This window comes from Polaromonas sp. AET17H-212 (genome assembly GCF_002379085.1).
Classification (GTDB): domain Bacteria; phylum Pseudomonadota; class Gammaproteobacteria; order Burkholderiales; family Burkholderiaceae_C; genus Polaromonas.
The window spans coordinates 91,019-116,525 of sequence record NZ_NBZW01000014.1; the positions used below are offsets into that span (position 1 = coordinate 91,019).

Here is a 25,507-nt window from a genome sequence, read left to right on the forward strand (position 1 = left end):
CAGATCGGTTAAGGTTCGTCTCCCGGACTTCGAACAGGTGCGACGCTCTGGAGGCGTCGCCTGCGCTCATGGAACAAAACTCACCGCCCACCTCTGACCCCGTGTACGACAAGCCGCCGGCCGGCTGGCGGCTGCGCCTGTACACCATCATTTTTGAAGCGGACACCCGCGCCGGACGCCTGTTCGACCAGGCCCTGATCGCCGTGATCCTGCTCAGCATTGTGGTGGTGATGGCGGACAGCGTGCAGGCTGTGCACCAGGTGCATGGGCGTGCGCTCAACGGCCTGGAGTGGATTTTCACACTGCTGTTCACCGCCGAATACATTGCGCGCCTGCTGTGTGTGCGCCGGCCGCTGCAGTACGCCACCAGCTTCTTCGGCATCATCGACCTGGTCGCCGTGTTGCCGACCTACCTGGCGCTGTTTTTCCCCGAGCTGCATGCGCTCATCGATGTGCGGGTGCTGCGCCTGCTGCGGGTGTTCCGCATCTTCAAACTGGCCGCCTATGTCGCCGAATACCAGTTTCTGGGGCGCGCTTTGGCCGCCAGCGGGCGCAAGATCCTGGTGTTCCTGTCGGCCGTGGTCATGGTGGTGCTGGTCATGGGCACGGTGATGTACGTGGTCGAGGGGCCGGGCAACGGCTTCACCAGCATCCCGACCTCGGTCTACTGGGCGATCAGCACGGTGACAACCGTGGGTTTTGGCGACATCACGCCCAAGACCGACCTGGGCCGGCTGATTGCGTCTTTCATGATGCTGATGGGTTGGGGCATCCTGGCCGTGCCGACCGGCATCGTGACCGCGGAAATGGCCGCGCAGCGGCGGCACCCGCTGCTTCAGACGCCGACCACACGCACTTGCCACGAGTGCCTGACCGAGGGCCACGCCGCCGACGCGAATTTCTGCTTCAACTGCGGCGCCCGGCTGCCGCCTTACCAGCAGCAGGCCGGCAAGGCGTCCTGACGGTTGGCCTCAAGCCCGACAGGCTCCTAGCCGCCGGCCGTGAGCCGGATCGGTGTGATCTCGACCGACTCGCTGCCGGTGCTCATCCAGACCGTGCCATCCTGGATCGTCACCTGCAGCTGCATGGTGCGGTTGGCCAGTTTGGCCAGCGCCTGGCTTTGCGCCGCCTCGATCTGCCAGACCACCAGGTTGGCGGCGCGGGTCAGCTTGCTTTCGATGGCCTTCCACCACACTGGCGTGCTGCTGGCAAAGCTGTAGACGGTGACACGTTCGGCGCGTCCGGCGGCGCGCATCAGGCGCTTGTCGTCGGGCTGGCCAACGTCGATCCAGTGCAGGATCTGGTCGGTGTAGTCCTTGTGCCAGAGGGCTGCCTCGTCGACATCCCACAGGTCCTTGGCGAACTCCAGCTTGCCCTTGTTGTCATCGGCCGTCACGTTGAGCGCAAAAGCCAGCAGCCGGATCATCATGCGTTCATCGGCCTCGGAGGGGTGGCGCGCGATCGTGACGTTGTGGTCGGCATAGACGCCGCGGTCCATGTCGGCAATCGCCAGTTGTGCTTTGTAGATGGTGGCTTTGAGTGCCATGGCGGGTCTGCTGGTTGGGTGAGGGGCGGGCGGTAACCCCCTATTGGAACAGACCTTTGTGCGACCGCCTGTCCGGAAGCGGCAGGCTGGCTATAGTTCATGCATGATCCGTTTGTCCGTTCTTGACCAGTCCGTCGCCGTTACCGGCCGCAGCGAAGACGCTTCCATCCGCGAAACGCTGGCGCTTGCGCAGCACTGCGAGGGCCTCGGCTACGACCGTTTCTGGGTCAGCGAGCACCACAGCCACCCGACGATTGTCGGCAGCGCCCCCGAGGTGCTGATGGCCGCGATCGCCGCCACCACGCAGCGCATCCGCATCGGCAGTGCCGGCGTGATGCTGCCGCATTATTCAGCGCTCAAGGTCGCCGAGCAGTTCCGCGTGCTGGAGGCGCTGGCCCCGGGTCGCATCGACCTCGGTGTCGGGCGTGCGCCGGGCTCGGACGGGCGCACGGCCCAGCTGCTCAACCCGAATGCGCGTCACGCGGCCGATGATTTTCCCCGGCAGGTGCGTGAACTGCAGGCCTGGGTCGGCGGCGTCGACCTGCCCGAGGGCCACCCCGGCCGCGGCGTGACGGCCAACCCGACCGGGCCGGGCGCGCCCACACTGTGGATGCTGGGCAGCTCGAATTACGGCGCGCAGCTGGCGGCGCATTACGGCCTGCCCTATGCGTTTGCGTACTTCATCACCGACGGCCAGGGGGCCGAAGAGGCGCTGGCCATTTACCGCGAGCTGTACCGGCCCAGCGCGCTACATCCCGAACCGCAGCCCGCGCTGTGTGTGTGGGCGCTGGCCGCTGACACCGAGGACCAAGCCTGGCAGCTTTTCACCAGCCGCGAGCGCTGGAAAATCGACCGCAACCAGGGTGCGCTGGGACCGCTGCAGTCACCGGCGGAAGTCGCGCAGCGGCCTTACGGCACGGCCGAGCAGGCCGAGGCCGACCGGCTGCGGCGCACGGCGCTGGTCGGCAGTGCCGGGCAGGTGGCCGGCAAGCTGCGTGCGCTCTCCGACACCCTGCAGGTCGAGGAGCTGGTGGTCATCACCTGGACGCATGACCCGGTGGCGCGCCGCCGCTCCTACGAATTGCTGGCGCAGGCGTTGGGCGCCGCCCCGGCCTGAGCCCATCACGCCATCAGACAATAACCCCATGAGACAACAACCCGAGGACCCCGCCATGACTGCTCCCCTGTTCAGCGCCACCATTGCCGGCAGCCTGCCCAAACCCGCCTGGCTGTCGGAAACCCAAAAACTCTGGCCGCAGTGGAAGGCCGAAGGCGCCGAACTGGCGCAGGCCAAGGCCGATGCCACGCTGCTGTGGATCAAGGCGCAGGAGGATGCCGGCCTGGATGTCATTGGTGACGGCGAGCAGTCGCGCCAGCATTTTGTGCACGGCTTTCTCGAGCAGGTCGAAGGCATCGACTTCGAGCACAAGGTCAAGATGGGCATACGCAACAACCGCTATGACGCCATGCTGCCGCAGGTCGTGTCGGCGCTCAAACTCAAGGGGCGTGTGCATGCGGCCGAGGCGCAACTGCTGCGCGCGCACACGACCAGAAAGATCAAGTTCACCTTGCCCGGCCCGATGACGATTGTCGATACCGTGGCCGACCAGTTTTATGGCGACCGCGTGAAGATGGCCATGGCGTTCGCCGAGCTGCTGAACCAGGAGGCGCTGGCACTGCAGGCCGACGGCGTGGACATCATCCAGTTCGACGAACCGGCCTTCAACGTCTACATGAAGGACGCCGCCGACTGGGGCGTGAAGGCGCTCGAGCGTGCCGCGCAGGGCCTGACCTGCACGACGGCGGTGCACATCTGCTACGGCTACGGCATCAAGGCGAACGACGACTGGAAGAAAACACTGGGCGAAGAATGGCGCCAGTATGAGCAAATCCTTCCCGCGCTCGCCAAAAGCAGCATCCAGCAGGTCAGCCTCGAGTGTTACCACTCGCATGTGCCGCCGCACCTGATGGCCCTGCTCGAAGGCAAGGACGTGATGGTCGGTGTGATCGACGTGGCGAGCGACGAGATTGAAACCCCCGAGCAGATTGCCGACACCATCGGCGAGGCCCTCAAGTACGTGCCGAAAAACCGCCTGCTGCCCTGCACCAATTGCGGCCTGGCGCCCATGGACCGCGAGGTGGCCCTGAAGAAGCTGCAGGCGTTGGCCCAGGGTGCGGCACTGGCGCGCGAGCGTTACGGCGCCTGAGGCGGGCGCCGTGACCGAACTGGCTTTTGCTGCGCCCGCCGAGGTCGGCCTGTGCCCTGAGCGCCTGCAGCGCCTGCTGGCCGTGTTGCAGGCCGACATCGACCGTGGCCGACTGCCCGGCGCGGTGGCGCTGGTGGCGCGCCGCGGCCAGGTCGCCCTGTTCGAAAGCCTGGGCCGGCAGGACCCGGCTGCAGGCAGCCCGATGACCCGCGATTCGATTTTCCGCATCTACTCCATGACCAAACCCTTGGTGTCGGTGGCGGTGATGATGCTTTTGGAGCAGGGCAGGCTGCTGCTCAGTGACCCGGTGGCCAGGCACCTGCCGGAATTTGCCAACCAGAAGGTTGCCGTGGAGCGGGGCGGCCAGGTGACGCTGGCCGATGTCCAGCGGCCCGCCACCGTGCAGGACTTGCTGCGCCACACGGCCGGCCTGACCTATGAATTTTTGGGAAGCGCCGACGTGCAGCGCCAGTATGCCAAGCTGCAGATGGGCTCGCGCGAGCGCAGCAATGCGGAGTTTTCCAGGGTGCTGGCCGGCTTGCCGCTGATGTACCAGCCCGGCAGCGTCTGGGAATACAGCCGTGCGACGGACGTGCTGGGGCGGCTGGTCGAAGTGCTCAGCGGCCAGGCCCTGGGCGAGTACCTGCACCGCCACATCTTCGTTCCGCTGGGCATGGACGACACCGGTTTTTCGGTGGACCAGGCCCATCACCCGCGGATTGCCGAGCCCTTTGCACACGACCCGGACGGTGGTGTGCCGATGCGCGTGCTGGAGCCGCGCCGCGCGGCGGCCATGGAAAGTGGTGGTGGTGGCCTGTTGTCCACGGCCATGGACTACGCGCGGTTTCTGCAGTTCATGCGCAACCGGGGCGAACTCGATGGCGTGCGCCTGCTGGGTTCGCGTACCGTGGACTTCATGACAGCCGACCACCTGGGCGCCATCCCCGTCACGGGTGACGTGTTGCCGCCTGGTTATGGCTTCGGCCTCGGCTTTGCCGTGCGCACCGCGACCGGCATCGCGTCCGTGCACGGCTCCAGGGGCCTGTATTACTGGGGAGGCATCGCCGGCACCACGTTTTTTGTGGACCCGGCCGAAGACCTGTATGCGGTGCTGATGATCCAGGCGCCCAACCAGCGTGACCACTACCGGCCGCTGTTTCGCAGCCTGGTGTACGCTGCCCTGCTGGATTAGAAATTGCTGGACCAGAAACTGGTTTTTCCGGAGACACACCATGAGCCACGACACCGGCCACAGCCATCCCCACACGCACAGCCACGCGCCCGAAGGCACCGACTGGAAACATGACGGTGTGCGCGTGATCCCTGGGGGGCAACTGGACGGCAACGTGCCGTCCACGCCCGGCATGGACCGCAAGGCGGCGATCAATTTCGCCCGCGTCGGTGCGCAAAAGCTCTGGGCCGGCACCGTCACCATCCATGCCAACGCCAAGACCGGCGCGCACCACCATGGCCACCTGGAAAGCGTGATTTACGTCGTCCGCGGCCGGGCCCGCATGCGCTGGGGCGAGCACCTGGAGTTCACCGCCGAGGCCGGCCCGGGCGACTTCATTTATGTGCCGCCCTATGTGCCGCACCAGGAAATCAACGCGAGTCCGACCGAGCTGCTCGAGTGTGTGCTCTGCCGCAGCGACGGCGAAGCGGTGGCCATCAACCTCGATATCGCGCCGGTCGAGAAGCCCGAGCAGGTGTTGTGGATTGATCCGACCCACCCCCACGGTGGTGTGTAAAGCGCAGGTCAAGCTGCGGTGAGCAGCGGGTGAAGCTGTGCGCGAGTGTGCAATAAGACACACTTTGGGACGGGTCGCGCTAACCTTCCCTTACGAATGTCACCTCGTCCTACATCCGCGTTCACATGAGTTGGTTACAACTGAGGCTCAACCAAGGAGTACCCATCATGGATACAAACAACCAGACACCAGCCACCCCCGGCAGCCAGCCCGCTTTCTCGCAACGCATGCAGCACAGCAAATCGCTGATCGCGATTGTGGCCGTGCTCGGGGTCACCGTGATGGCGCTCGCCGCCGCACTCGTGGTCAACCGTTCTGACGCGCAGCCGGGCGGCACCGAGGCCCTCGCCCCAACGACACAATCCAGCACTTCCACCAAGCTGGCCAGCAACAGCACGACCAGCACCAACAGCACCAGGCCGGCACCAGCCAAGCCGGTCGTCCAGCCCCGGCCTGTTGTCGTGGCCCAGGCACCGGCGCCCAAGCCCGTGGTCTGCGCCGACTGCGGCACGGTGGAAGCCGTGACTGCCGTTCAGCGCCAGGGCGAAGTCAACGGCGTGGCTGTGGGCAACACCACCGTCGGCCTGGGCACCGTCGCGGGCGGCGTGGTCGGCGGCCTGTTGGGCAACCAGGTGGGCGGCGGCAACGGCAAGACGGCCATGACGGTGCTCGGCGTCGCCGGCGGTGCGTTTGCCGGCAACCAGATCGAGAAAAACATGAAGAAAGTCACCGTCTACCAGGTGCGCGTGCGCATGAACGACGGTTCGACCCGCAACGTGGAAGTGTCCAGCTCGATCCCCGTGGGCTCCCGCGTGATTGTTGAAGGCAACAACCTGCGCATGGCCTGATGGGTCGCCGCCTTGGCGGCGCGATTTCTCACAGAATCTCGAAAAAGCGTGATGGGTAACCATCACGCTTTTCTTTTTTTTCCGTTTGCAACCTGGCCTCGCAGTTCACGCAGAGTGTGCGAAGATTGTTGACAGGCAACCCCCTTCCCCTCCGCAGACGGCGGACCCCGGCAACCCATGAAAGAAGTGATATGAAGGCCATCTGGAACGGCGCAGTGATTGCGCAAAGCGACGACACCGTGGTGCTCGAAGGCAACCACTATTTCCCCGAAAGTTCGCTCAATCGCGACTACGTCACCTTCAGCAACCACCACACCATGTGCGCCTGGAAAGGGCAGGCCAGCTACTACTCGCTGCTGGTCAATGGCGAGATGAACACCGACGCCGCCTGGTATTACCCCGACCCGAAACCCGAGGCCGACAACATCAAGGGCCATGTGGCTTTCTGGAAGGGTGTGAAGATCGAACCCTGATGCCCCGGCCCGAGTGAGTTTTTGCGAAGAAAGCCAGATCATGTTCAAACACATCCTGTTGCCGGTTGACGGCTCCTCCACCTCGATGATGGCGGTCGACAAGGCCTGCGGGCTGGCCCAGGCTTTCAAAAGCAAGGTGACGGTGATCTACGTGATCGATCCCTACGCCTTCAGCGGGGTAGGCACCGATTTCGCCTATGGCCAGGCCCAATACCTCGGAGCGGCCACGGCGGAAGCCAACGAAGCCCTCAAGGGCGCCACGCAGGTGCTGGAAGCGGCAGGTGTGGCGGTCAAGGCCTCCGTCATCGAAGGCCATGCGGTTTACCGCGGCATTCTGGAGACCGCCAGTGCGATCGGTGCCGACCTGATTGTGCTGGGGTCGCACGGGCGCCGCGGACTGGAAAAACTCGTGCTTGGCAGCGTTGCCGCGCAGGTGCTGGCGCATGCGCACTTGCCGATTCTGGTGGTGCGGGACTGAGTTCTTTACTCGGGGGATTGCCCGATCCCACCTGTTTTTTTTGCATCAAATCGGGCTGTATCCCATATAGTGAAAGCGCAAGAAGCTATCAAAAGTATAGCGAACTGACGTGCTGACCAGACTTCAGTCGCGCACATCGGCCACCGGCTGGTTGCCAAAGTCCGGCCGGGCCAGGTAGGCCAGGATGCGCGCGGCGGCTTCGTCCGGCGACGTCAGCTGGCCCTTGTCCTTGAGGCTGATGAAGTTCTGCTGGTCGGGAAACGCCGACGCGTCGGCGCTGCGCAACTGGATCTGCATGTCGGTGTCGATCACGCCGGGCGCGAGCGAGCAGACCGCCGCGCCGTTCGGCTTGAGGGCTTCTTCGAGCGCCACGCAACGCGTGAAGTGGTCCATGCCGGCCTTGGCCGCGCAATAGATGGACTGCGAGGCCATGGCCTTGCGTCCCAGCCCCGACGAAATATTGAGCACCTTGCGCCGCGCCGGCCAGCTTTCGGTGGCGCGCAGAAAAGCCGCGGTCAGCTGCATGGGCGCTTCCAGGCCGACACGCAGCCCCAGGCGCAGATCGTCGGCGTCGGCATCGCTGAGCGGGCCGATGCGCGGAATCATGCCGGCGTTGTTGATCAGCACGGCGCTGGAGAAACCGGCGTGGGCCTGCTCGCGCAGCCATTGTTCGAGCCGCGCGCTGGCATCCGCGCTGCGCGCCAGGTCCAGCGTCCACTGCAGCAGCGGCGTGCCGGCGATCTTGGCCTGGGCGGCCAGGGTTTCATTGGCCTTGCGTGAAATGCACAGCAGGGTGTTGCCTGGCTTGAGCAGCTTGCGCGCCATGGCCAAGCCCATGCCGCGGGAGGCGCCGGTGAGGATAAAGAGGTGTTGGGTCATGGCTAGCGATATTACCGACAAACGGTGACGCTGAGCCTTGTTCCTGCGGATCAGGCGGCCAGCACGATGGGAAAGCGGGCCTGCAGGCCGTCGCTGCCCGGCGCAAACGGCACGGTCAGGGCCGCGCGGTCCGCCTCGCCCAGGCTGCGCCACAGGAAGTCGCGGGGATTGCCGGGGTCGCCGGCCACATACAGCTGGGTGGTCAGCAGCTCCCGCTGGCCGAGTCTGACCTTGACGTGGATATGCGGTGTGCGCCCGGCATAGGCCACCGGGCGCAGGGTGCGAAAGCGGTAGCTGCCGTCGGCGCCCACCGTCACCCGGCCAAAGCCCTGGAAGCGGCGGTCGGCCCTGTCGCCGTCACCCGGGTGGTGGTAGTGACCGGCGTGGTCGCATTGCCAGATCTCCACCTGCGCGCCGGCCACGGGTTTTCCGGCCAGGTCGCTGACGCTGCCCTCGATCCAGGCGCTTTGCCCTTCGGGGTAAGTCAGCGCGCCGTTGCGCAGCAGGTCGTGGTCGCTGTCCCGGGGCAGGACCACCGGGTAAAACGGCCCCTCGGTTTGCGCCGGTGTGGCGCGGCGGCTGGCGGCCGGCTGGGCGCGCGGGCCCAGCCACAGGGCAGGCGCCGCCGCCAGGGCGGCGGCCACGGTGCGGCGGCGCAGCAGGGCGGCCGGGGAAGAAGGCGGTGGGGCAGGGCGCATCGGTGGTCTCCGGTGATCAACATGAGAGGCGAAGCCGGCACTGAAGTTCCGGCCTGGCGCCCCGGCTTGTCAGCAGGTGTCAGAAGGGTGCGGGGCTGTCGAACTGCAGGGGCAGGCCGCTGACCGGGTGCACCAAACCCAGCGCGCAGGCATGCAGCAGCAGCCGGGGCGCGCGGGCTTGCACGTCCGCCGGCGCATACAGCCTGTCGCCCAGGATCGGGTGGCCCAGGGCCTGCAGGTGCACACGCAACTGGTGCGAGCGGCCGGTGATGGGCTCGAGTTCCACGCGGGTGCTGTGGCTGGCTGCGTCAAACGCCACGGCCCGCCAACGCGTCTGGCTGGCCTTGCCACGTTCGGCGTCGATGATGCGCAGTGGCCGGCGCGGCCAGTCCACCACGATGGGCAGGTCGATCAGGCTCCAGCCCGCGGGACCGGCACCGGGCGCCGCCGTGGGCCGGCCATCGACCACGGCGACATAACGCTTGTGGATCTCGCGGCGTTCGAACAGCGCGCCCAGGGCACGCTGGATGCTGATGCTGCGCGCCATCAGCATCAGGCCCGAGGTGGCCATGTCCAGCCGGTGCACCACCAGCGCGTCGGGGTAGCTCGCCTGGACGCGCGCGCTCAGGCAGTCCTGCTTGTCTTCGCCCCTGCCCGGCACCGCCAGCAGGCCGGCGGGTTTGGCGAGTACCAGCAGGGCGGCATCGGCATGGACGAGCTCAAAACCGTCGGGGACGCCATGACCTGCGGGGTCATGGTTTTGCTGCGCCGCCGCGTTCATGATTCACCCATCAGCAAGCAACTTGAAGAAGGAGAAAACCATGAGTGACGCAGGTGCCATTTCGATTGCATGTGGCTTGATGATCGGCCTGGGCGCGATTGGCGCCTGCCTGGGCATTGGCGTGATGGGCGGCCGCTTCATCGAGGGGGCGGTGCGCCAGCCCGAACTGATGGAGCCGCTGCAGGTCAAGATGTTTTTGCTGGCGGGCCTGATCGATGCCAACTTCCTGATCGGTGTCGGCGTGGCCATGATGCTGCTGTTCGCCAACCCGCTGGCGGCCTAGTTTTTGGGCGGTGGGAAGTTGTGCACGGTCGGAGCGGCACGCCGCTGCTCGCGCAGCATGAACAGGTAAAGGCTTTCGACCTTGTCCCGGGCCCAGGGGGTCTTGCGCAGGAACTTCAGGCTGGACGCGACACTGGGCTCGCTGGTGAAACAGCGGATGTTGATGCGCTGGCCCAGTTCCTCCCAGCCGTAATGGTCTGACAGCGCCGTGACAATCGCTTCCAGCGTCAGCCCGTGCAGCGGGTTGCCGGACTGATCGGACGTTGCAGGCGTTGCGGGCGTGTCAGCCATGCTGCAGGCTGCTTTTTATTTGTTTTTCAGCTTGCCGCGCACGGGGACTTGCGTGACGACGGTCGGACGCACCGCATCGGGCGACACGGCTTTCGGGGGCGCCGTGTCCTTCTTGGGCTTCTTGACCATCTTGTCCTTGTTTTGCTGTCCTTTTGCCATGGTGTTCTCCGGTGGGTTGATGGGGATGTAGCGTGATTATCAGTGCAACTTGATGCGCGGGCGATAGGTGCGGTCAATCATTTCCGACAGCGTGATCAGGGCGGTTTTTTTCCAGCCACCCAGCGCCAGCTGGTGCTGCTTGTGCAGCGCCCAGTACATGATCTTGGCGAGCTGCCCCTCGATGAAAAAACTGCCCTTGGTCAGGCTGCCCATCAGGCTGCCGACCGAGGAATACTCCGACAGCGACACCAGCGAGCCCTGGTCCCGGAAGACAAAGGGGGAAACCGGCTCGCCGCGCTGCAGCCGCGGCAGCGCCCTGACCAGGTACATCGCCTGCTGGTAGGCGGCCTGCGCACGCGGCGGCACCCAGGTGCCGTCGGGCTGCTGACAGGCGGCGCAGTCGCCGAAAGCGAAGATGCTGGCATCCGTGGTCTGCAGGTTGCCGTTGACGACGAGCTGGTTCAGCCGGTTGGTTTCCAGGGGGGCATCACCGCCGAGGCTTTTCAGGAAGTCCGCCGCCTTCACGCCGGCCGCCCAGACCGAGAGACTGGAGGAAATCACCTTGCCGCTGGCCATCTTCAGGCTGTCCGCGGTGACCTCCACCACCTTCTCATTGGTATGCACCTCGATGGCCAGCTTGCGCAGTTCGCGCAGGGCCGCATCGCTCAGGCGTTCGGGCAGTTGAGCCAGCAGGCGCGGGGCCGCTTCGATCAGCACGATCTGCAGGTCTTTTTCCGGGTGGATGTGGTCGAAGCCGAAATGGGCCAGCACCTTGGCCGACGCATGGAGTTCGGCGGCCAGCTCCACACCGGTGGCGCCGCCACCGACAATGGCCACCGTCAGGCGCCCGCTGCCGGCACTGCGCGGCACGGTTTGCGCCCGTATGCAGGCGTTGATCAGGCGGTCGTTGAAACGTTTGGCCGCTTGCGGGCTGTCCAGCTTGATCGTGTGCTCGGCCGCACCCAGGGTGCCGAAGTCGTTGGTCTGGCTGCCCACGGCAATCACCAGCGTGTCGTAGCCCAGCTGCTGCGCCGGCGTGATCTCGCGCCCGGCCTCGTCGTGGCTGGCGGCCAGCTGCAGGGTTTTGGCGCTGCGGTCCACGCCTTCGAGGCGGCCGAGGCGGAACTTGAAATGGTTCCAGCGCGCCTGCGCCAGATACTCGATCTCTTCGGCATGGGTGTCAAAACTGCCGGCCGCCAGCTGGTGCAGCAGCGGCTTCCACACATGGGTGCGCGCGGCGTCCACCAGCGTGATTTCGGCCTGGCCTTTTTTGCCCAGACGCTTGCCCAGTTGCGTGGCCAGCGCCAGCCCGCCTGCGCCGCCGCCGACGATGACGATACGTTGCATGAATTTCCCTCCTCGGCATCAGGCGCCGGCAGTGTTGTTGTGGCGACATGGTAACTGCCGGGGGTGCCTGATGTTGCCGCGGGTTTGGGGTGGAGACTCTATCGTTGTGGAAATCGGGGTGAGAGTGATTGGGTTTCTGGTGTGGATAGCTTTGGTGGTCGGCCAACAAGCCGGGGCGAGACCCGGCTTGCTGGCGGCACTACGCCAGATCGAGCAGGCAAAAAAGGCAGCCAACCCTCACCGCTGATTCTCCCCGCGCATGCGATTGATCTCGGTCGGCGTCACCGCGCTCGCCTGGTGGCCCCAGGCGCTGCGCAGGTAAGTCAGCAGCTCGGCCAGTTCGGTGTCGTCGAGCACCAGGACAAACGGCGGCATGCCGAAGGGGCGCGGGTTGCCGGCCGTGGCTGGGGCATAACCGCCGTTGAGCACGATCTGCACGAGGTTGGCGGTGGCGTCCATGGTCACGGCGCGGTTGCCGGCCAGCGCCGGGTAGGCGCCCGGCACGCCCTGTCCCTGGTCGCCGTGGCACTGCGCGCAATGCTGCTCGTAGAGCTTGGCGCCGGCGGCCGGCGGCCGGCCAGCCACTGCGGTGGAAGCGCGGGCCACCGGCGCAGGCGGCAGCGACTTCAGGAACACGGCCATCGCCGCCAGGTCCTGATCGCTCATATGCTGGGTACTGTGCAGCACCACCTCGGCCATGGGCCCGAGCACCGAACCGCGCGGCGACACGCCGGTCTTGAGCAGCGCCGCAATGTCCTGCGGCGTCCAGTCGGCCACGCCGGCCTCCGACGCCGAGGTCAGCGAGGGCGCGTACCAGTTCTGCATCGGGATCAGGCCGCCGGCCAGGTCCAGCGGGGTGTTGCTGGCCCCCAGCGCATTGCGCGTGCTGTGGCAGGCGCTGCAGTGGCCCAGGCCGCGCACCAGGTAGGCGCCGCGGTTCCACTCGGCCGATTGTTTCGTGTCGGGCTCGTAACGCCCCGGGCTGAAGTACAGCGCGCGCCAGACCGCCAGCGCGGCCTGCGTGCTGAAGGGCCAGCGCAGGGTGTGGGGCGTGTTGGGCTGCGTGGCCGGCGGCAGGCTGTGCAGGTAGGCGTAGAGCGCGTCCGAGTCTTCGCGCGTGATTTCGGTGTAGTTGGTGTAGGGGAAGGCCGGATAAAGCAGGCGGCCGTCCCGGGAGCGGCCGTTGTGCATGGCACGCCAGAAGTGGGTAGGCGACCATTGCCCGATGCCGGTGCTGCGGTCGGATGTCAGGTTGCTCGAGTACACGGTGCCGAACGGCGTGTCTATGCCGCGGCCGCCGGCGTAGGGAGTACCGCCGCGCGCGGTGTGGCAACTCATGCAGTTGCCGGCGCGCGCGAGGTAGGCACCACGTGCTATCCGCGCCGGCAGCGCGGCGGCGGTGGCCACCGGGGTCGTGACGTTGGGTTCATCACGCACGTTGAGCTGCCAGACGAGGGCGGCCAGTGCCAGCATGGCCACGGCGAGGCCCAGGATCCAGATGGCGAGCCGCTTCATGGCCGGGTGCCCCGGGGTGCGGTGGCGCTGCCGCATGCCGGCACCAGCTGGCCGGCGGGCGCGGCCGGCAGGGCCGTCGCCGGTTTGCTGCTGGCCGGCAGGGGCTGGGCCGCCAGCCAGCTGGTGGCGGCATGGATGTCTGCGTCGCTCATCCGGGCGACGATGTCGGCCATACAGTCCGGCGCATGGGCGCGCCGCTGTCCGGTGCGCCAGGCGCCGAGCTGCGCGTTCAGGTAGTCGCGCGGCAGGCCCAGCAGGCCGGGCACATGGGGGGTGACGCCGGTCATGGCCTGGCCGTGGCAGGACACGCAGGCCGGCAGGCGCCGCCCAGGGTCACCCTGCATGACAAGCGCCTTGCCGCGCTGCAACACGTCAGGCGCAGCAGCCGGTGCGGCCGGGCCCGGGTAGGGCAGATCGAGGGCCGAAAAGTAGCGCGCAATTTCCATCAGGTAGTCATCGGACAGCGGATCGACCAGCTGCGTCATCAACGCGTAGTGGCGCCGGCCGTCGCGGAAGTTGAGCAGCTGGTTGTACAGGTAGCCGGCGGGTTTGCCGGCCAGCCGTGGGTAGTAGCCGTCGGGGCCGGCGCGCCCTTGGGCGCCGTGGCAGGCGGTGCAGGCCAGGGTGCGTTGGGCGATGGTGTTTTCAAACGGCGCGGCGGCCAGCGCCGGGGCGAGGGCGGACCCGGCCAAGGTGAGGGCCGCCAGTCGGCGCGCCCAAGGGGAAGTTGCTGAAAAAGTCATTGGCATGACCACATCATGAGCCATGGCGTCACCAAGCGTAAGACTCAGATGCCGTGCAAAAAACCATATCAGATGATAAAGCAGAAAAATTTACAATATCAGATTCGGCCCCCGGGCCGTGCCGGAACCTGGAGCGGGCAAGCCCTTGAAGCGCTACGAACAACTCGTTGAACTGCTGGCCGCCGACATTCGCAACGGGCGGCTGGCGCCGGGCGCGCGTCTGCCCTCGATACGGACCATCACGCTGCAGCATGGCCTGAGCGCGTCCACCGCCTTCAAGGCCTACTACCGGCTGGAAGAAAAGGGCCTGGTGCGGGCCCGGCCCCGGTCCGGCTACTACGTGATCGGCCCGCCCGTGCTCGCCCTCGCACCGGGCGGCCAGGCAGGCGTGAGGGAGAAAAGAAAACCCGCGCATGTGTCGTCCAGACTGGATGTCAGCGAACTGGTGTTTTCGGTGCTGGACGCGGTGCAGGACGCGGACATCGTGCCGCTGGGCTCGGCCTTTCCCAGTCCGGACCTGTTTCCGCTGCAGCGTCTGGGCAAGTCGCTGGCCCGTGTCGCGCCGCGCCTGCACGGTCGGGAGATGGTGGCGCATCTTGCGCAGGGCCACCCGGCGTTGCGTCAGCAGATTGCGCTGCGTTACCTGGCGATGGGAATCGCGCAGCCGATGGATGAGCTGGTCATTACCAGCGGCGCGCTCGAAGCCCTGAACCTGTGTCTGTCGGCGGTGGCGCAACCGGGCGATCTGGTGGCGATCGAGTCGCCCGGGTTTTACGCCAGCCTGCAGGCGCTGGAACGGCTGAACATGCAAGCCCTGGAGATACCGGTGCACCCGCAGGACGGGCTGGACCTGGCCGCGCTGGGCAAGGCGCTGGAGCGGCATCCGGTGAAAGCCTGCTGGTTCATGACCTCGTTCCAGAACCCAACGGGCACCAGCCTGTCACGGGAGAAAAAACAGGCGCTCGTGGCGCTGCTGGCCGGGCGCGGCATTCCGCTGATCGAGGACGATGTTTATGGCGAGCTGTATTTCGGCGAGCGCGCACCGTGGCCGGCCAAGGCCTTTGACCGCGAGGGTCTGGTGATGCATTGCAGCTCCTTCAGCAAGACGCTGGCGCCGGGCTACCGCGTGGGCTGGGTCTCGCCCGGACGTTTCGGCGAGCGTATTGCCCGGCTGCAGCTCATGACCACCCTGTCGGCCAGCCTGCCGGCGCAACTGGCGCTGGCCGACTACCTGCAGCACGGCGGTTACGACAAACACCTGCGCAAGCTGCGCCATGCGATGGAGGCCCAACTGGCCAGCTTGCTGGCCGCGATCGCGCGGCATTTTCCGCCCGGTGTGCGGGTGGGGCGGCCGGCGGGCGGCTATTTCGTCTGGGTGGCGTTTGACGCCGGTTTTGATGCGCTGGCCCTGTACGAGGCGGCGCTGGCACACGGCATCAGCGTGGCTCCCGGTCCGATTTTTTCAGCGCGGCGGGATTTTCGCCATTGCCTGCGGCTCAATTACGGCCATCCCTGGGGTGCGCGGCTGGAGGACGCGGTGCGCACGCTGGGGGTGTTGGCCCGCCAGCAAAGCCCGTATGCCGAGCCGGGTCCCTAGCGCTTGGGGCTGCTGCGCAGGCAGGCCAGGAAGTGGTCCCAGCTGGCCTGCAGCTCTCTCATGCGGGCGCCCTTGTCGAGCACGGCGCCGCTGGCCGCCTCGGTGCGCCTGACCACCTTGGACAGGGCGCTGGCCGGCAGGGGCCCGACCTGCTGGCGCATGGCGCCGGCCTTAATGCGCATGTCCGAGATATCGTCCTTGACCAGTGACTTGTTGGACGCGCAGGCGATGCCGCCCACCAGTTCGGCCATTTCTGCCAAAGCCGGGTCCAGGTACCAGACCGCCACCGTGCCTAGTGCCAGTGCCCAGATGCGCTTGTCGCGTGTGGGCGCGACGTGAATCGACCCGGCAACGGGTGCCGCGGTCTCCTGGGGTTCGGTTGCGAGTGACGTCTTCATGGAACTGCTGAGCTTGGCAGGCAAAGCTGAATTTTCCCTGACTTGTCCGGGGCCTGCTGGCCGGCGCCTGCAAGACGCTGTGCTACGCCTGCGCACTTCGACGGCCTTGGCGACGCCGACCCTTATAGGTAAAGCGTCGACAGCTATAAAAATAGGAGCAATTTCATGGTCCGGCCAGCCAGCGGGCAAGCTGCAGGCAGACCCAGCCGGGGTCATCGTGCGGCAGGTCGTGGCCGGCCCAGAGGTGGGGGTGGTGGGCCGCCTGCCAGGCGCCGGCCACCCGGTATGAGCAGCGCGGTCCAGCAGCCGGTCGGCGCCCGACGTCAACACCAGCGTGGGGCCGTCTGGCGAATGTGGGCCCATGCCGCGACATTGACCGCGCGCGATGAGGTGTTGTTGCAGGTCAGCCGTTGGATGGTGCGTTCGGCGCAGTTGTTTGACAGATGGATGCAGGGGATGCAGGCGCCCGATTTTCACCGCCTGCATTCGGCAGAGTGGCCTGCCTGCTTCAGGTAAGCGATCAGGTCGCGGCGGTCTTTTGCATCCGGAACGCCGTCGTAAGTCATGGCTGTTCCCGGCACCACCTTGAGCGGTTTTGCCAGAAACAGGTTTAGCGTTTTTTCATCCCATACAAGCTTGGCGTTTTTCATCGCCTGCGAATATGCAAAACCGGGCACCGTGCCGGCGCGACGGCCGAGCAGGCCGCAGTGCCGCGGGCCGACCCGGTCGCTTGCCAGTGCATGGCAGGCCAGGCAGCGGCTGTACACCTGCTCGCCGTGCAGCGTGTCGGTCGCCGCGCCTGCCGAAGCCGCGGCGCTGCACGCAAACGCACAGGCGAGCATGAGGCCGCGCAAGCTCATGACATGAAGGCCGAGGGAACAACCGGGGTTTCACCCAGCACCTGGCGCAGCACCGCCCAGTGCATGGCCTCATCGCCGAGGATGCTGGCGGCCGCCTTGGCCAGGTCGCGGTCGCCGAATAGTGGCACCGCACCCAGGTAGGCGCTGACGGCGCCTTGCTCCAGTTTGGCCGCAAACTTGAGCACGTCGGCCTGCGACTTGAGCTGGTCCACAGGGAAGTCGTACTTTGTTTTTGCCACGCCTGGTTTTCCGCCCAGCTTCATGATGGTTTTTCTGAGCACGTCGGCATGCTCCTTGTGATGGCCCTGAAAACTCACGGCAAGATCAAGCGCAGGTTTTTGCAGCAGATTGCTTTCGGCGCCCAACTGGTAGGCGGCAATGGCTTCCAGCTCTGCGCCCAGCGCCGTGTTCAGGATCTGCACGTCACCGGCGGTGCCGCTGCCCGCCTTGGCGGCAAGCGCTTCGTTGCCGGAGAGCAGGGCCACTGCCGCTCCGGACAGGACCAGGCCGGACTGGCCTAAAAACAGGCGCCGCGCGGCGACGGGGTTGGGCATGGCAAAAAAGGACATGGTGATCTCCTGGTGGGCTCAAATATCGGGCGGTTTGTGTCCGCCCCCGGTGATGTTTGCCATGACGTTTGCGACGATGTTGTCGCAACGCTCACCGGCAAACGAAAAGGCGTCTTCCATGGCGAAGTCGATGTCGCGTGACAGGCTTTCACGTAGCAGGCTGCGGGCACGAAAGAAACGTGTGCGCACGGTGGCATCGGGAATCCCGAGTGCGCCGGCGACCTCTTCTGCGCTCAGCTCCTGCACCGCGCGCAACATGAAAACCGTGCGAAATACCTCGGGCAATGCATCGATGCGGGCTTCCATCAGGCGGCGTATTTCGGCGCGGCTTGCCAGCTGGTCGGGTTGTTCGTCGGTATGGCCTTGCATGGGTTCGTGCTCCCCGGATTCGGCATGCCCGGTCACCATGTTCAGTGAAATGACCTGGGCGGATTGGCGCCGGACGCGGCCAAATGCCTCGTTGAGCACAATGCGCACCAGCCAGGTTGACAGGCGGGCGTCGTCACGAAAGCTGCCTATGGAGCGCCATGCGCTGAGGTAAGCGTCCTGCACCGCATCTTCCGTGTCGGCGTCGCTTTTCAGGATGCTTCGCGCGGTGCGAAACAGCAGCCGGTTGTGGCGGCGCATGATGCATTCGAAGGCGCGGGCATCGCCTTGCGCGGCGCGCGCCGCCAGTTCGGCGTCGGTGACCTGGCCGGAATAGTCGGCGGGAGAGGGGGCGGGTATGTTTTGCATGGTGGGCTCTGGTCGTTGGATGTTGCTGGAGCCCGCCACGTTCCCGCGTGCTTCTAGTTTTGGGGCAGATCAACCATGAAGTTGGCGTCAAACAGCGCGTTCTCATTGGCCGTAGCGCTGGCGTAACCACGCGGATTGCACACAACGCGTGTGCCGTTCAGCTGGTAGTCAAAGCTGTCGTGGGTATGCCCGTGCACCCAGAGCTGCACGCGTGTGCCGTCCAGCAGGTGTTCGGCATTCGAGACAAAACAAGGGTTCAGCAGCGAGCCTGCAAACCGCGGGTGGATGCTGCGCGGTGATGGCGCGTGGTGGGTGATCACCACAGTCGGCCCAGCGTAAGGTTCGGCCAGGCGGGCTGCCAGCCAGGCGGCATGGCGACGAAACAGCGTCTCCGCGTCCAGCGGCATGAAGGGCTGGGTGGCCGCTTCATCAAGATGGATGCGGCGAAAGTCGCGCATGGAGCGAAAGGCTTCCTCTACCGCGCTGGCCCGTTCATCGCCATCGCCGAACAGCAGAAAGTCCGTCCATAAGGTGGAGCCGAGGAAGCGCACACCGCCCAGCTGAAGCACATCGTCGTCAAGCACATGGACAGGGGTGTCGGCACACAAGACCTTGAGCCTTGCGGCGGTGCCGGCAATGCTGCCACCGTAAAACTCGTGGTTGCCGGGTACATACAGCACCGGTTTTTCCAGCCGCAACGCCCACGCCACCGCCTGTTCCGGCCGCGCGATGTCGCCCGCCAGGATGACAACATCGGCGTCGTTGTCGGGCGTTGCCAGAACGCCCTGGCTGAGATGCAGGTCGGACAGGATGTTGAGTTTCATGGTGTGCGGTGTCTCGTATTTGTATCACGACATGATATATTTTATCCATGACCAAAACAGATTTCGAGGCGCTGGCCGAATTTCGCTACCAACTCAGGCGTTTCCTTCGTTTCAGCGAAGAAGTCACGCATGAAAACGGCATCACGCCGCTGCAGTACCAGCTGATGCTGCAGCTCAAGGGTTTTCCGGGCCGCGAATGGGCCACAGTGGCCGAACTGGCGGAGCGGCTGCAGGCCAAACACCACGGGGTCGTGGCGCTGGTGTCGCGTTGTGAAGCCCTGGCACTGGTTGAGCGCCGTGCCAGCCAGACCGACATGCGCAGCGTCGAGGTCCACCTGACGGCCAAAGGGGACGACATCATCGATGCCCTGGCGCGCTTGCACCAGGCTGAACTGCAGACGCTGCAGGCGTTGTTGCCCGGCGGCGGCCGGCAGCATTCACGCAAGGGAGACAAACATGCGTTTGCCTGAACATGGCGAACCGGCCCCATGGGACATGCACCGCGCCATCATCGAACAGGCGCAGGAAGCCACCATCGCATCGACCGCGACGGCCTGGCCCGGCTTTAGAGCCTCGGGCGCGCCGGGGTGGATCGGCTGAATACAGCGCCAATGCCCGAGTCAGAACGGCAACTGAATCGCCACATCTGAAACGGGGTAGGCCACGCAGGGCAGGATGTACCCCTCCCGCTTTTCATCCAGGCTCAGGCCCGGCCATTCAATGCGGTAGGCCACTTGCCCGCTGGTGAGCAGGCAGATGCAGGTGCGGCAGGCGCCGTTGCGGCAGGAGCTGTCCAGCCTCAAGCCATCAAGGCCCGCCTGCTCCGCGGCCTGTAACAGCGGCAGTGAAGCGGGGGCCTCAAAGGTGTGCCCGGAAGGCTCGATGCGGGCGTTGAAAACCCGTCCTTCCGGGTTGGCCGGTGGTGATTGAGTGGTCAAGAGATGCAGGTGCTGGGGGAAGGGATGGCCTGAATGCTACAGCGTCCAGCGTGCACCGTTGCCCATGATGCATGGGCGGCTGGCGGGGCCGCTTTCGATTTGCGCGACAATTCCGGTCCTCCTGAATATTTATGTCACTGATTTCTCGGTGATTTGTTACAAGCGATTTTTTAATGTCCAGCTACTCCGTTCGCCCCGCCACCGTGCGCGATGCCAAAGCCATCGCCGAAATCAATGACGCTTCTTCCCGCGCCGCCTACAAGGGGCTGGTGCCCGATGACCAGCTGGGCACGCTGGCGGTGGACAAGCGCCAGCAGTTCTGGCGCGATGCCATCGAATACATGGAGCCGCAGGTGCATGTGGCCACTGACGGCGAGCGTGTGGTCGGTTTTGTCGGCTTCGACCGTTCGCGCGACAAGGGAACACCTTCGACCTGCGGCGAGATCTGGGCCATTTTTGTGGACCCGGCACACTGGGACAAGGGCGTGGGCGTGGCCCTGTGGGATGCGGCCAATGACGGCCTCAAGGAAGAAGGCTGCACCAAGGTCACCATCTGGGTGCCGGTGCGCAACGAGCGTGCGCTGCGCTTTCATGAACGCGCAGGCTTCAAACGCGAGATGACCTCGCTCAAGACCGTGGTGATCGCCTCCGTCAAGCTCGAGGAAATCCGCCTCAAGCGCGACGTGGGCTGAGCCAGCCCGCCATCCGGTTCAGGACGGTACGTCGATCACGCGTTCGTCGTCCGGAATCACCGGCATGTCTTCTTCCGGGCTCAGCGGCAGGTCGTCGGTCTCGTCCTGGCCACTGGTTTCCTCGGGGCTGTCCGGGTGACGGCGCCCGCTGTCGCTGCTGATCCATGTTGTCATGATGTGCTCCGCTTGGCTGTGATGGGGCCCCATGTTGCGCCGTTTGCAGCAGCCGGCGCTTGGGAAAAACCTTGTTTGCCTGTCAGCGCAGGCCGACAGTGCGGCGCGCCAGCGTAGCGGCCGGGGCGAATTTTTGATGCACGATTTTGGCCTTCAGCCTTTGCCGGTATTGCGCAGCCAGCTATGCATTGGATAGCATTTTCGACCGCCAGGGTGCACCCGCGGACGCGCGCTGTATTACGATGACTGCTTCCATGAGCCCTGCCACCGACACCCTCTTTTTCGCACTGTTTGACACTGCCATCGGCTGCTGCGGCATCGCCTGGGGCGACGCCGGCATCCGGGGCGTGCAACTGCCCGAGGCCGGGACGCAGCAGACCCGCGATCGCCTGCGCGAGCGTTTCCCCGACGGGCAGGAGGCGACGCCGCCCGCCGATGTGCAGGCCGCCGTTGCAGGCGTGGTGGCGATGCTGCGCGGGCAGGCGCACGACTTCAGCGCGCTGGTGCTCGACATGCGCGGCGTGCCCGAATTTCACCAGCGGGTGTATGCCGTGGCGCGTAACATCGCACCCGGCCAGACCCTGACCTACGGCGAGGTGGCCGCCCGCCTGGGCGAGCCCGGCGCGGCGCGTGCGGTGGGCCAGGCGCTGGGGCGCAACCCGTTTGCCCCCGTGGTGCCTTGCCACCGCGTGCTGGCGGCCGGCGACCAGCCGGGCGGGTTTTCGGCCAGCGGCGGCGTCCGGACCAAACTCAGGCTGCTGCTCATCGAAGGCGCCATGCGCGGCACGCCCGGCCTGTTCGACTGACTCGCCGGTCCCCGCGCAAGGCGGCCGCGGCCCTCTGGCTCCCTTGTCCTACAGCCAGCGCCTCCCCCTCCGCACAAGGTGCCGGCGCTGCATGCGGGAAAGTGCACTGTGCGCCCCAGGCCATGCGCTGCCATGGCTGGGTGACACGTCAATTTTCTGATTCCCATCGCATTTACCAAAGGACTTCACCATGGAAAAATCCACCGCCAGCGCCTACCCCGGTTCCGTCACCTCGTCGAGCGAAAGCGCACTGATGCGCGGCGTGGACCAGGCCGGCAACACGCTGCACCACACGATTGACAAGGTGGCCGAACCTGCCCGCAACACCGTGGAGCGGGCCGCAAGCGCAGCCCACAACACGGTGGACAAACTGGCCAGCGGCGCCAACTCGGTGGCCGGCAAGTTCAGCGACCAGGCGCACCGCCTGAGCGACGCTCCCCTGCAGGCGGTCGATCATTCCAAGGCCTACATCAAGGACCATCCGCTGCAGGCCGTCGGTTTTGCGGTGCTGGCCGGATTTGTGCTGGGTCGCCTGACCGCCAGCCGTTACTGATCAGCCGGCAAGCCTCACACCGCGATCAGTCGCAGGTGGGTGATTTCCGAGGGCGCGCCAAAACGTTTGGGCGGCCCCCAGTAGCCGGTGCCACGGCTGGTGTAGATCCAGAGCTTTTCCAGCCGGTGCAGACCGGCTGTGAAAGGCTGCTGGAACCGCACGAAAAAATTCCAGGGCCAGAATTGCCCGCCATGGGTGTGGCCCGACAGTTGCAGGTCGAAACCGGCCTTTTCAGCCTCGTGCGCGCTGCGCGGCTGGTGCGCCAGCAAGACGCGCACCAGGGCATGCGCCGGTGCGCCGGCCATGGCCGCGTGGGGATCGCTGCGGTGGCTGGCGTCGAAATGCCCGGCGCTGTAGTCGGCCACGCCGGCCAGCACCAGCGCCTGTTGCGCCTGCGCCTGGCCGTGCTGCAGCACCACATGTTCATTCATCAGCACCCGGATGCCCAGGCGCTGCAGTTCATGAATCCAGGCGTGGGCGCCCGAGTAGTACTCGTGGTTGCCGGTGACAAAGTAGGTGCCGTGGGTGGACGTCAGCCCGGCCAGCGGCGCCACATGGTGGGCCAGTTCGGCCACCGTGCCGTCAACCAGGTCGCCGGTCACCGCCACCATGTCCACCTGCAGGGTGTTGACCGCGCGCACGATGGCCTGCAGGTAGCCGTGTTTGATGGTGGGGCCGACATGGATGTCGCTGATCTGTGCGATTGAAAAGCCGTGCAGGGCGGCGGGCAGGCCGGTGATCGGCACGTCCACCTGCACCACGGCCGCGGTGCGCCTGGCATTGACAAAACCGACCAGGCTCATGAACAGCCCGGCCAGGGGTACCGCAGCGGCTGAGTCACGGGCTGCGGCATCGAGCGAAAAAGCCGCCGGCGCCACGGCCAGCACCGCCAGGCCGGCCAGCAGCGCCGCATCGCGCAGCAGCGTCAGCACAAACAGCGAGGAAAACAGGCCCATGGCCAGCAGGCCGGTCCAGGCCATGCGGTCCGACAAGGGTTGCGACTTGAAGCGCCGGGCCGTCAGCCCCAGCGGCGTCAGTACCGCGGAGGCGAGCAAGACCAGCCCCAGCAGCCACTGCGCGACCGGCCAGCCAGCCAGGTCGGGAACCAGGCGCATGCCCACGTAGGCATGCAGAAAAGACGAAAACAGCAAAAGCGGCATGGACAGGCCTGGAAGTGGAGCGCCTGCCTCAACTGGCTGCTAAACGACCGAATACAAGAGGCTTGGCCGCGCAGCCTCCTAGATGCGCGGGCTGCCCCAGGCCCGGGTTGCAAAGAAAGCCGCCGTGGCAGCTGCTGCCGTCAAGGCGCTGCCCCAGGCCATGTCCACCAGCGTCAGCTGCAGCGGCCAGCCCTGCAGGGTGGCCAGGTTGCTCAGGTCATAGGTGCCATACGCCAGCAGGCCCAGCAACGCGCCCAAGGCGGCCCCATGGGTCCAGCTGGACCGCGCCAGGGCGGGCAGCACGGCAAACACCACCACGCCGACCGGGTACAGCAGGTAAAACGCAGCGGCCGGCAGCAGCAGCGGCTGCGCTCGCATCAGCGGGCCGATCCAGGCCTGGTACTGCTGCGGCATCAGCAGCCCGAGCCAGAGGCCGTCGGCCACGACGAGAAAGAGCAGGGCGGCGAGGTAGGCGGTCAGTGGTTTTTTCATGGCTGCGGCCATTCTCCGCGGATTTGCCATGGCCGGTGCCGCGATGGCGCGTGCCCGACGACAATACGTTTTTTCATTCCCCCACTTTGCAGGAATACCTCCATGGCCAGTAGCCTGTTTGCGCTGATTGACGACATTGCCACCGTGCTCGACGATGTGGCCTTGCTGACCAAGGTGGCCGCCAAGAAAACCGCCGGTGTGCTCGGTGACGACCTGGCGCTGAACGCCCAGCAGGTCTCCGGGGTGAAAGTGGACCGCGAGCTGCCGGTGGTGTGGGCGGTGGCCAAAGGGTCTTTCCTGAACAAGGCGATTCTGGTGCCGGTGGCGCTGACCATCAGCGCGTTTGCGCCCTGGGCCGTCACGCCCTTGCTGATGGTCGGCGGCGCTTTCCTCTGTTATGAGGGTTTCGAGAAGCTGGCGCACAAATTCCTGCACAGCCGGGCCGAAGACCAGGCCCATGAAAAAGAATTGCTGGAGGCGCTGACCGACCCCGCGGTGGATCTGGTGGCGGTCGAGAAGGACAAGATCAAGGGCGCGATACGGACCGACTTCATCCTCTCGGCCGAAATCATTGCAATCACGCTGGGCACGGTGCAGGCCAGTCCTTTCATCACCCAGGTGACGGTTCTCAGCGGGATTGCGATCCTCATGACCGTGGGGGTGTATGGCCTGGTGGCCGGCATTGTCAAGCTGGACGATGCGGGGCTCTACCTGAGCCAGAAAACAGGCGACAGCGCGGCGGCCCGCCTGCGGCGCAGCCTGGGCCGCGGCATTGTGCTGACGGCGCCCTGGCTCATGAAAGCGCTGTCGGTGGCCGGCACGGCCGCGATGTTTCTGGTCGGCGGCGGCATCCTCACGCATGGCGTTCCCGCACTGCACCACGCCATTGAAGCGCTGGCCGCGCGTGCCGGCAGCGTGCTCGGCAGCGTCACCCCCTTGCTGGCCGACGCGCTGGTGGGCATGGTCGCCGGTGCGCTGGTGCTGGCCGCGGTGACGCTGGTCCAGCGCATGCGGGGCCGGAAGCCCGCCTGAAGGTCCGGCGCTGGTCGTCCAGTTTGCGCGCGATTGGCCATAATGGCAGGCGTGCCACGAGGTGCGTCGGCCGGTCAACGCCGGCATCCATCGCCTCCCGCGGACCCCTTGCCGGGCAACTTTTTTTTTCGTTTCATTCCCAGGACCCTTTTCATGACCCTCTCGATGTACCAGGCTTCCGTTCCCGTTTTCAAACAGATGCTGGGAGGCCTGAGCGGCGTTCTGGCCAAGGCCGAGGCACACGCCACGGCTCGCAACATCACGCCTGCGGCCTTGCTGCAGGCGCGGCTCTACCCCGACATGTTTCCCCTGCTGCGCCAGGTGCAGGTGGCCTGCGATTTTGCAAAAAGTGTGTCGGCACGCATCGCCGGTGTGGAGGTGCCGGGTTTTGAAGACAAGGAAGAAAGTTTTGCCGACCTGCAGGCGCGCATTGCCAAAACTCTGGCGTTTATCGACAGCCTCAGTGCGGCGCAGATCGACAGCAGCGAAGAACGCAAAATCGTCACGCAGGCCGGCACCCCCAAGGAAAAAATCTTCAGCGGCCAGTCCTACCTGCTGAACTACGGCCTGCCGCATTTCTTTTTCCACACCACGACGGCCTATGCCATCCTGCGTCACAGCGGTGTGGAGATCGGCAAGAAAGACTACATCGGCAGCTACTGAGCCGGCCGCGGTTTATTTT

35 protein-coding genes are annotated in these 25,507 nt (G+C 65.8%); 17 read left to right on the top strand and 18 right to left on the bottom strand.

The window, feature by feature from the left end; translation table 11 throughout:
- Nucleotides 1-68 precede the first annotated feature (68 nt).
- Nucleotides 69-962 (top strand): ion transporter, encoded by an 894-nt coding sequence (locus B7G53_RS12650; protein WP_096668146.1) that lies wholly within the window; start codon nucleotides 69-71, stop codon nucleotides 960-962.
- A 26-nt stretch (nucleotides 963-988) separates the two neighbouring features.
- Here B7G53_RS12650 and B7G53_RS12655 read toward each other — a convergent pair whose 3' ends face one another.
- Entirely contained in the window at nucleotides 989-1,546 is a 558-nt protein-coding gene (locus tag B7G53_RS12655) for a YaeQ family protein (RefSeq protein ID WP_096668148.1), read from the bottom strand.
- A gap of 106 nt (nucleotides 1,547-1,652) precedes the next feature.
- Here B7G53_RS12655 and B7G53_RS12660 point away from each other — a divergent pair, with 106 nt between their 5' ends.
- The 7 genes from B7G53_RS12660 (at nucleotide 1,653) to B7G53_RS12690 (ending at nucleotide 7,300) form a co-directional block, all read left to right on the top strand.
- Complete coding sequence (locus B7G53_RS12660; RefSeq protein ID WP_096668221.1) at nucleotides 1,653-2,663, top strand: LLM class flavin-dependent oxidoreductase; 1,011 nt, start codon at nucleotides 1,653-1,655, stop codon at nucleotides 2,661-2,663.
- A gap of 67 nt (nucleotides 2,664-2,730) precedes the next feature.
- Complete coding sequence (locus B7G53_RS12665) at nucleotides 2,731-3,753, top strand: methionine synthase (RefSeq protein ID WP_096668223.1); 1,023 nt, start codon at nucleotides 2,731-2,733, stop codon at nucleotides 3,751-3,753.
- A gap of 10 nt (nucleotides 3,754-3,763) precedes the next feature.
- Nucleotides 3,764-4,945: a serine hydrolase domain-containing protein gene (locus tag B7G53_RS12670; protein WP_096668225.1), complete on the top strand. Its 1,182-nt coding sequence runs from the start codon at nucleotides 3,764-3,766 to the stop codon at nucleotides 4,943-4,945.
- 40 nt (nucleotides 4,946-4,985) lie between these two features.
- A complete protein-coding gene (locus B7G53_RS12675; RefSeq protein ID WP_096668150.1) occupies nucleotides 4,986-5,501 on the top strand; it encodes a cupin domain-containing protein in 516 nt (171 codons plus the stop codon).
- 167 nt (nucleotides 5,502-5,668) lie between these two features.
- Entirely contained in the window at nucleotides 5,669-6,349 is a 681-nt protein-coding gene (locus tag B7G53_RS12680) for a glycine zipper 2TM domain-containing protein (protein ID WP_096668152.1), read from the top strand.
- Nucleotides 6,350-6,540: 191 nt separating this feature from the next.
- Entirely contained in the window at nucleotides 6,541-6,822 is a 282-nt protein-coding gene (locus B7G53_RS12685) for a DUF427 domain-containing protein (RefSeq protein ID WP_096668154.1), read from the top strand.
- 40 nt (nucleotides 6,823-6,862) lie between these two features.
- On the top strand, nucleotides 6,863-7,300 hold the full coding sequence (locus B7G53_RS12690; protein ID WP_096668227.1) for a universal stress protein: 438 nt from the start codon (nucleotides 6,863-6,865) through the stop codon (nucleotides 7,298-7,300).
- A 123-nt stretch (nucleotides 7,301-7,423) separates the two neighbouring features.
- Here the strand turns inward: B7G53_RS12690 and B7G53_RS12695 are convergent, their stop codons facing one another.
- The 3 genes from B7G53_RS12695 to B7G53_RS12705 all read right to left on the bottom strand — a co-directional run bounded on the left by B7G53_RS12695 (nucleotide 7,424) and on the right by B7G53_RS12705 (nucleotide 9,658).
- The gene (locus B7G53_RS12695) at nucleotides 7,424-8,179 is read right to left on the bottom strand and encodes an SDR family NAD(P)-dependent oxidoreductase (protein ID WP_096668156.1); all 756 of its coding nucleotides are present in this window, start codon (nucleotides 8,177-8,179) and stop codon (nucleotides 7,424-7,426) included.
- A 50-nt stretch (nucleotides 8,180-8,229) separates the two neighbouring features.
- On the bottom strand, nucleotides 8,230-8,877 hold the full coding sequence (locus B7G53_RS12700; RefSeq protein ID WP_096668158.1) for a dioxygenase family protein: 648 nt from the start codon (nucleotides 8,875-8,877) through the stop codon (nucleotides 8,230-8,232).
- Nucleotides 8,878-8,956: 79 nt separating this feature from the next.
- Entirely contained in the window at nucleotides 8,957-9,658 is a 702-nt protein-coding gene (locus B7G53_RS12705; protein WP_096668160.1) for a pseudouridine synthase, read from the bottom strand.
- 40 nt (nucleotides 9,659-9,698) lie between these two features.
- On the opposite strand from B7G53_RS12705, the gene atpE reads away from it, so the two are divergent.
- Nucleotides 9,699-9,941 (top strand): F0F1 ATP synthase subunit C, encoded by a 243-nt coding sequence (gene atpE, locus B7G53_RS12710; RefSeq protein ID WP_096668162.1) that lies wholly within the window; start codon nucleotides 9,699-9,701, stop codon nucleotides 9,939-9,941.
- Here atpE and B7G53_RS12715 read toward each other — a convergent pair.
- The 5 genes from B7G53_RS12715 to B7G53_RS12730 all read right to left on the bottom strand — a co-directional run bounded on the left by B7G53_RS12715 (nucleotide 9,938) and on the right by B7G53_RS12730 (nucleotide 13,995).
- Complete coding sequence (locus tag B7G53_RS12715) at nucleotides 9,938-10,231, bottom strand: VF530 family DNA-binding protein (RefSeq protein ID WP_096668164.1); 294 nt, start codon at nucleotides 10,229-10,231, stop codon at nucleotides 9,938-9,940. The two genes, atpE and B7G53_RS12715, sit on opposite strands and share 4 nt — an antisense overlap.
- Nucleotides 10,232-10,246: 15 nt before the next feature.
- Nucleotides 10,247-10,390, bottom strand: coding sequence for a hypothetical protein (locus B7G53_RS22855; protein WP_170954859.1), 144 nt, complete (start codon nucleotides 10,388-10,390; stop codon nucleotides 10,247-10,249).
- 39 nt (nucleotides 10,391-10,429) lie between these two features.
- The gene (locus B7G53_RS12720; protein WP_096668166.1) at nucleotides 10,430-11,737 is read right to left on the bottom strand and encodes an NAD(P)/FAD-dependent oxidoreductase; all 1,308 of its coding nucleotides are present in this window, start codon (nucleotides 11,735-11,737) and stop codon (nucleotides 10,430-10,432) included.
- A 237-nt stretch (nucleotides 11,738-11,974) separates the two neighbouring features.
- Nucleotides 11,975-13,252 carry a c-type cytochrome gene (locus tag B7G53_RS12725; RefSeq protein ID WP_096668229.1) on the bottom strand — a complete coding sequence of 426 codons (1,278 nt, stop codon included), beginning with the start codon at nucleotides 13,250-13,252 and terminating at the stop codon, nucleotides 11,975-11,977.
- Nucleotides 13,249-13,995 carry a c-type cytochrome gene (locus B7G53_RS12730; protein ID WP_255249999.1) on the bottom strand — a complete coding sequence of 249 codons (747 nt, stop codon included), beginning with the start codon at nucleotides 13,993-13,995 and terminating at the stop codon, nucleotides 13,249-13,251. The genes B7G53_RS12725 and B7G53_RS12730 overlap by 4 nt, the downstream gene beginning before the upstream one ends.
- 145 nt (nucleotides 13,996-14,140) lie before the next feature.
- On the opposite strand from B7G53_RS12730, the gene B7G53_RS12735 reads away from it, so the two are divergent.
- Nucleotides 14,141-15,592: an aminotransferase-like domain-containing protein gene (locus B7G53_RS12735; RefSeq protein WP_096668170.1), complete on the top strand. Its 1,452-nt coding sequence runs from the start codon at nucleotides 14,141-14,143 to the stop codon at nucleotides 15,590-15,592.
- Here B7G53_RS12735 and B7G53_RS12740 read toward each other — a convergent pair.
- The 5 genes from B7G53_RS12740 to B7G53_RS12760 form a co-directional block, all read right to left on the bottom strand.
- Entirely contained in the window at nucleotides 15,589-15,990 is a 402-nt protein-coding gene (locus tag B7G53_RS12740; protein ID WP_096668172.1) for a hypothetical protein, read from the bottom strand. The two genes, B7G53_RS12735 and B7G53_RS12740, sit on opposite strands and share 4 nt — an antisense overlap.
- A 473-nt stretch (nucleotides 15,991-16,463) precedes the next feature.
- A complete protein-coding gene (locus B7G53_RS12745; RefSeq protein ID WP_096668174.1) occupies nucleotides 16,464-16,850 on the bottom strand; it encodes a c-type cytochrome in 387 nt (128 codons plus the stop codon).
- Entirely contained in the window at nucleotides 16,847-17,419 is a 573-nt protein-coding gene (locus B7G53_RS12750) for a ferritin-like domain-containing protein (protein ID WP_096668176.1), read from the bottom strand. The genes B7G53_RS12745 and B7G53_RS12750 overlap by 4 nt, the downstream gene beginning before the upstream one ends.
- Before the next feature lie 18 nt (nucleotides 17,420-17,437).
- Nucleotides 17,438-18,154 (bottom strand): RNA polymerase sigma factor, encoded by a 717-nt coding sequence (locus B7G53_RS12755; RefSeq protein WP_096668178.1) that lies wholly within the window; start codon nucleotides 18,152-18,154, stop codon nucleotides 17,438-17,440.
- A gap of 53 nt (nucleotides 18,155-18,207) precedes the next feature.
- Nucleotides 18,208-18,978 carry a metallophosphoesterase gene (locus tag B7G53_RS12760; protein ID WP_096668180.1) on the bottom strand — a complete coding sequence of 257 codons (771 nt, stop codon included), beginning with the start codon at nucleotides 18,976-18,978 and terminating at the stop codon, nucleotides 18,208-18,210.
- A gap of 47 nt (nucleotides 18,979-19,025) precedes the next feature.
- Between B7G53_RS12760 and B7G53_RS12765 the strand changes: the two genes are divergently transcribed.
- Both B7G53_RS12765 and B7G53_RS22860 read left to right on the top strand, forming a co-directional pair.
- Nucleotides 19,026-19,448: a MarR family winged helix-turn-helix transcriptional regulator gene (locus tag B7G53_RS12765; protein WP_096668182.1), complete on the top strand. Its 423-nt coding sequence runs from the start codon at nucleotides 19,026-19,028 to the stop codon at nucleotides 19,446-19,448.
- The gene (locus B7G53_RS22860; protein ID WP_176491354.1) at nucleotides 19,435-19,578 is read left to right on the top strand and encodes a hypothetical protein; all 144 of its coding nucleotides are present in this window, start codon (nucleotides 19,435-19,437) and stop codon (nucleotides 19,576-19,578) included. The genes B7G53_RS12765 and B7G53_RS22860 overlap by 14 nt, the downstream gene beginning before the upstream one ends.
- 20 nt (nucleotides 19,579-19,598) lie before the next feature.
- On the opposite strand, the gene B7G53_RS12770 is transcribed toward B7G53_RS22860, so the two are convergent.
- Nucleotides 19,599-19,916 carry a 2Fe-2S iron-sulfur cluster-binding protein gene (locus B7G53_RS12770; protein ID WP_096668184.1) on the bottom strand — a complete coding sequence of 106 codons (318 nt, stop codon included), beginning with the start codon at nucleotides 19,914-19,916 and terminating at the stop codon, nucleotides 19,599-19,601.
- 173 nt (nucleotides 19,917-20,089) lie between these two features.
- Between B7G53_RS12770 and B7G53_RS12775 the strand changes: the two genes are divergently transcribed.
- On the top strand, nucleotides 20,090-20,608 hold the full coding sequence (locus tag B7G53_RS12775; RefSeq protein ID WP_096668186.1) for a GNAT family N-acetyltransferase: 519 nt from the start codon (nucleotides 20,090-20,092) through the stop codon (nucleotides 20,606-20,608).
- A gap of 18 nt (nucleotides 20,609-20,626) precedes the next feature.
- Here B7G53_RS12775 and B7G53_RS22865 read toward each other — a convergent pair whose 3' ends face one another.
- Nucleotides 20,627-20,782, bottom strand: a complete 156-nt coding sequence (locus B7G53_RS22865) for a hypothetical protein (protein WP_176491355.1) — start codon at nucleotides 20,780-20,782, stop codon at nucleotides 20,627-20,629.
- Between the two features lie 254 nt (nucleotides 20,783-21,036).
- Between B7G53_RS22865 and B7G53_RS12785 the strand changes: the two genes are divergently transcribed.
- Entirely contained in the window at nucleotides 21,037-21,588 is a 552-nt protein-coding gene (locus B7G53_RS12785) for a methylated-DNA--[protein]-cysteine S-methyltransferase (protein WP_096668190.1), read from the top strand.
- 190 nt (nucleotides 21,589-21,778) lie between these two features.
- Nucleotides 21,779-22,141: a DUF883 family protein gene (locus B7G53_RS12790; protein WP_096668192.1), complete on the top strand. Its 363-nt coding sequence runs from the start codon at nucleotides 21,779-21,781 to the stop codon at nucleotides 22,139-22,141.
- 14 nt (nucleotides 22,142-22,155) lie between these two features.
- Here the strand turns inward: B7G53_RS12790 and B7G53_RS12795 are convergent, their stop codons facing one another.
- Nucleotides 22,156-23,301, bottom strand: coding sequence for a metallophosphoesterase (locus tag B7G53_RS12795; RefSeq protein ID WP_096668194.1), 1,146 nt, complete (start codon nucleotides 23,299-23,301; stop codon nucleotides 22,156-22,158).
- 78 nt (nucleotides 23,302-23,379) lie between these two features.
- Nucleotides 23,380-23,793: a DUF2177 family protein gene (locus B7G53_RS12800; RefSeq protein ID WP_096668231.1), complete on the bottom strand. Its 414-nt coding sequence runs from the start codon at nucleotides 23,791-23,793 to the stop codon at nucleotides 23,380-23,382.
- Nucleotides 23,794-23,895: 102 nt separating this feature from the next.
- On the opposite strand from B7G53_RS12800, the gene B7G53_RS12805 reads away from it, so the two are divergent.
- Both B7G53_RS12805 and B7G53_RS12810 read left to right on the top strand, forming a co-directional pair.
- The gene (locus B7G53_RS12805; protein ID WP_096668196.1) at nucleotides 23,896-24,825 is read left to right on the top strand and encodes a DUF808 domain-containing protein; all 930 of its coding nucleotides are present in this window, start codon (nucleotides 23,896-23,898) and stop codon (nucleotides 24,823-24,825) included.
- A 153-nt stretch (nucleotides 24,826-24,978) separates the two neighbouring features.
- Nucleotides 24,979-25,488: a DUF1993 domain-containing protein gene (locus B7G53_RS12810; protein ID WP_096668233.1), complete on the top strand. Its 510-nt coding sequence runs from the start codon at nucleotides 24,979-24,981 to the stop codon at nucleotides 25,486-25,488.
- Nucleotides 25,489-25,507 lie beyond the last annotated feature (19 nt).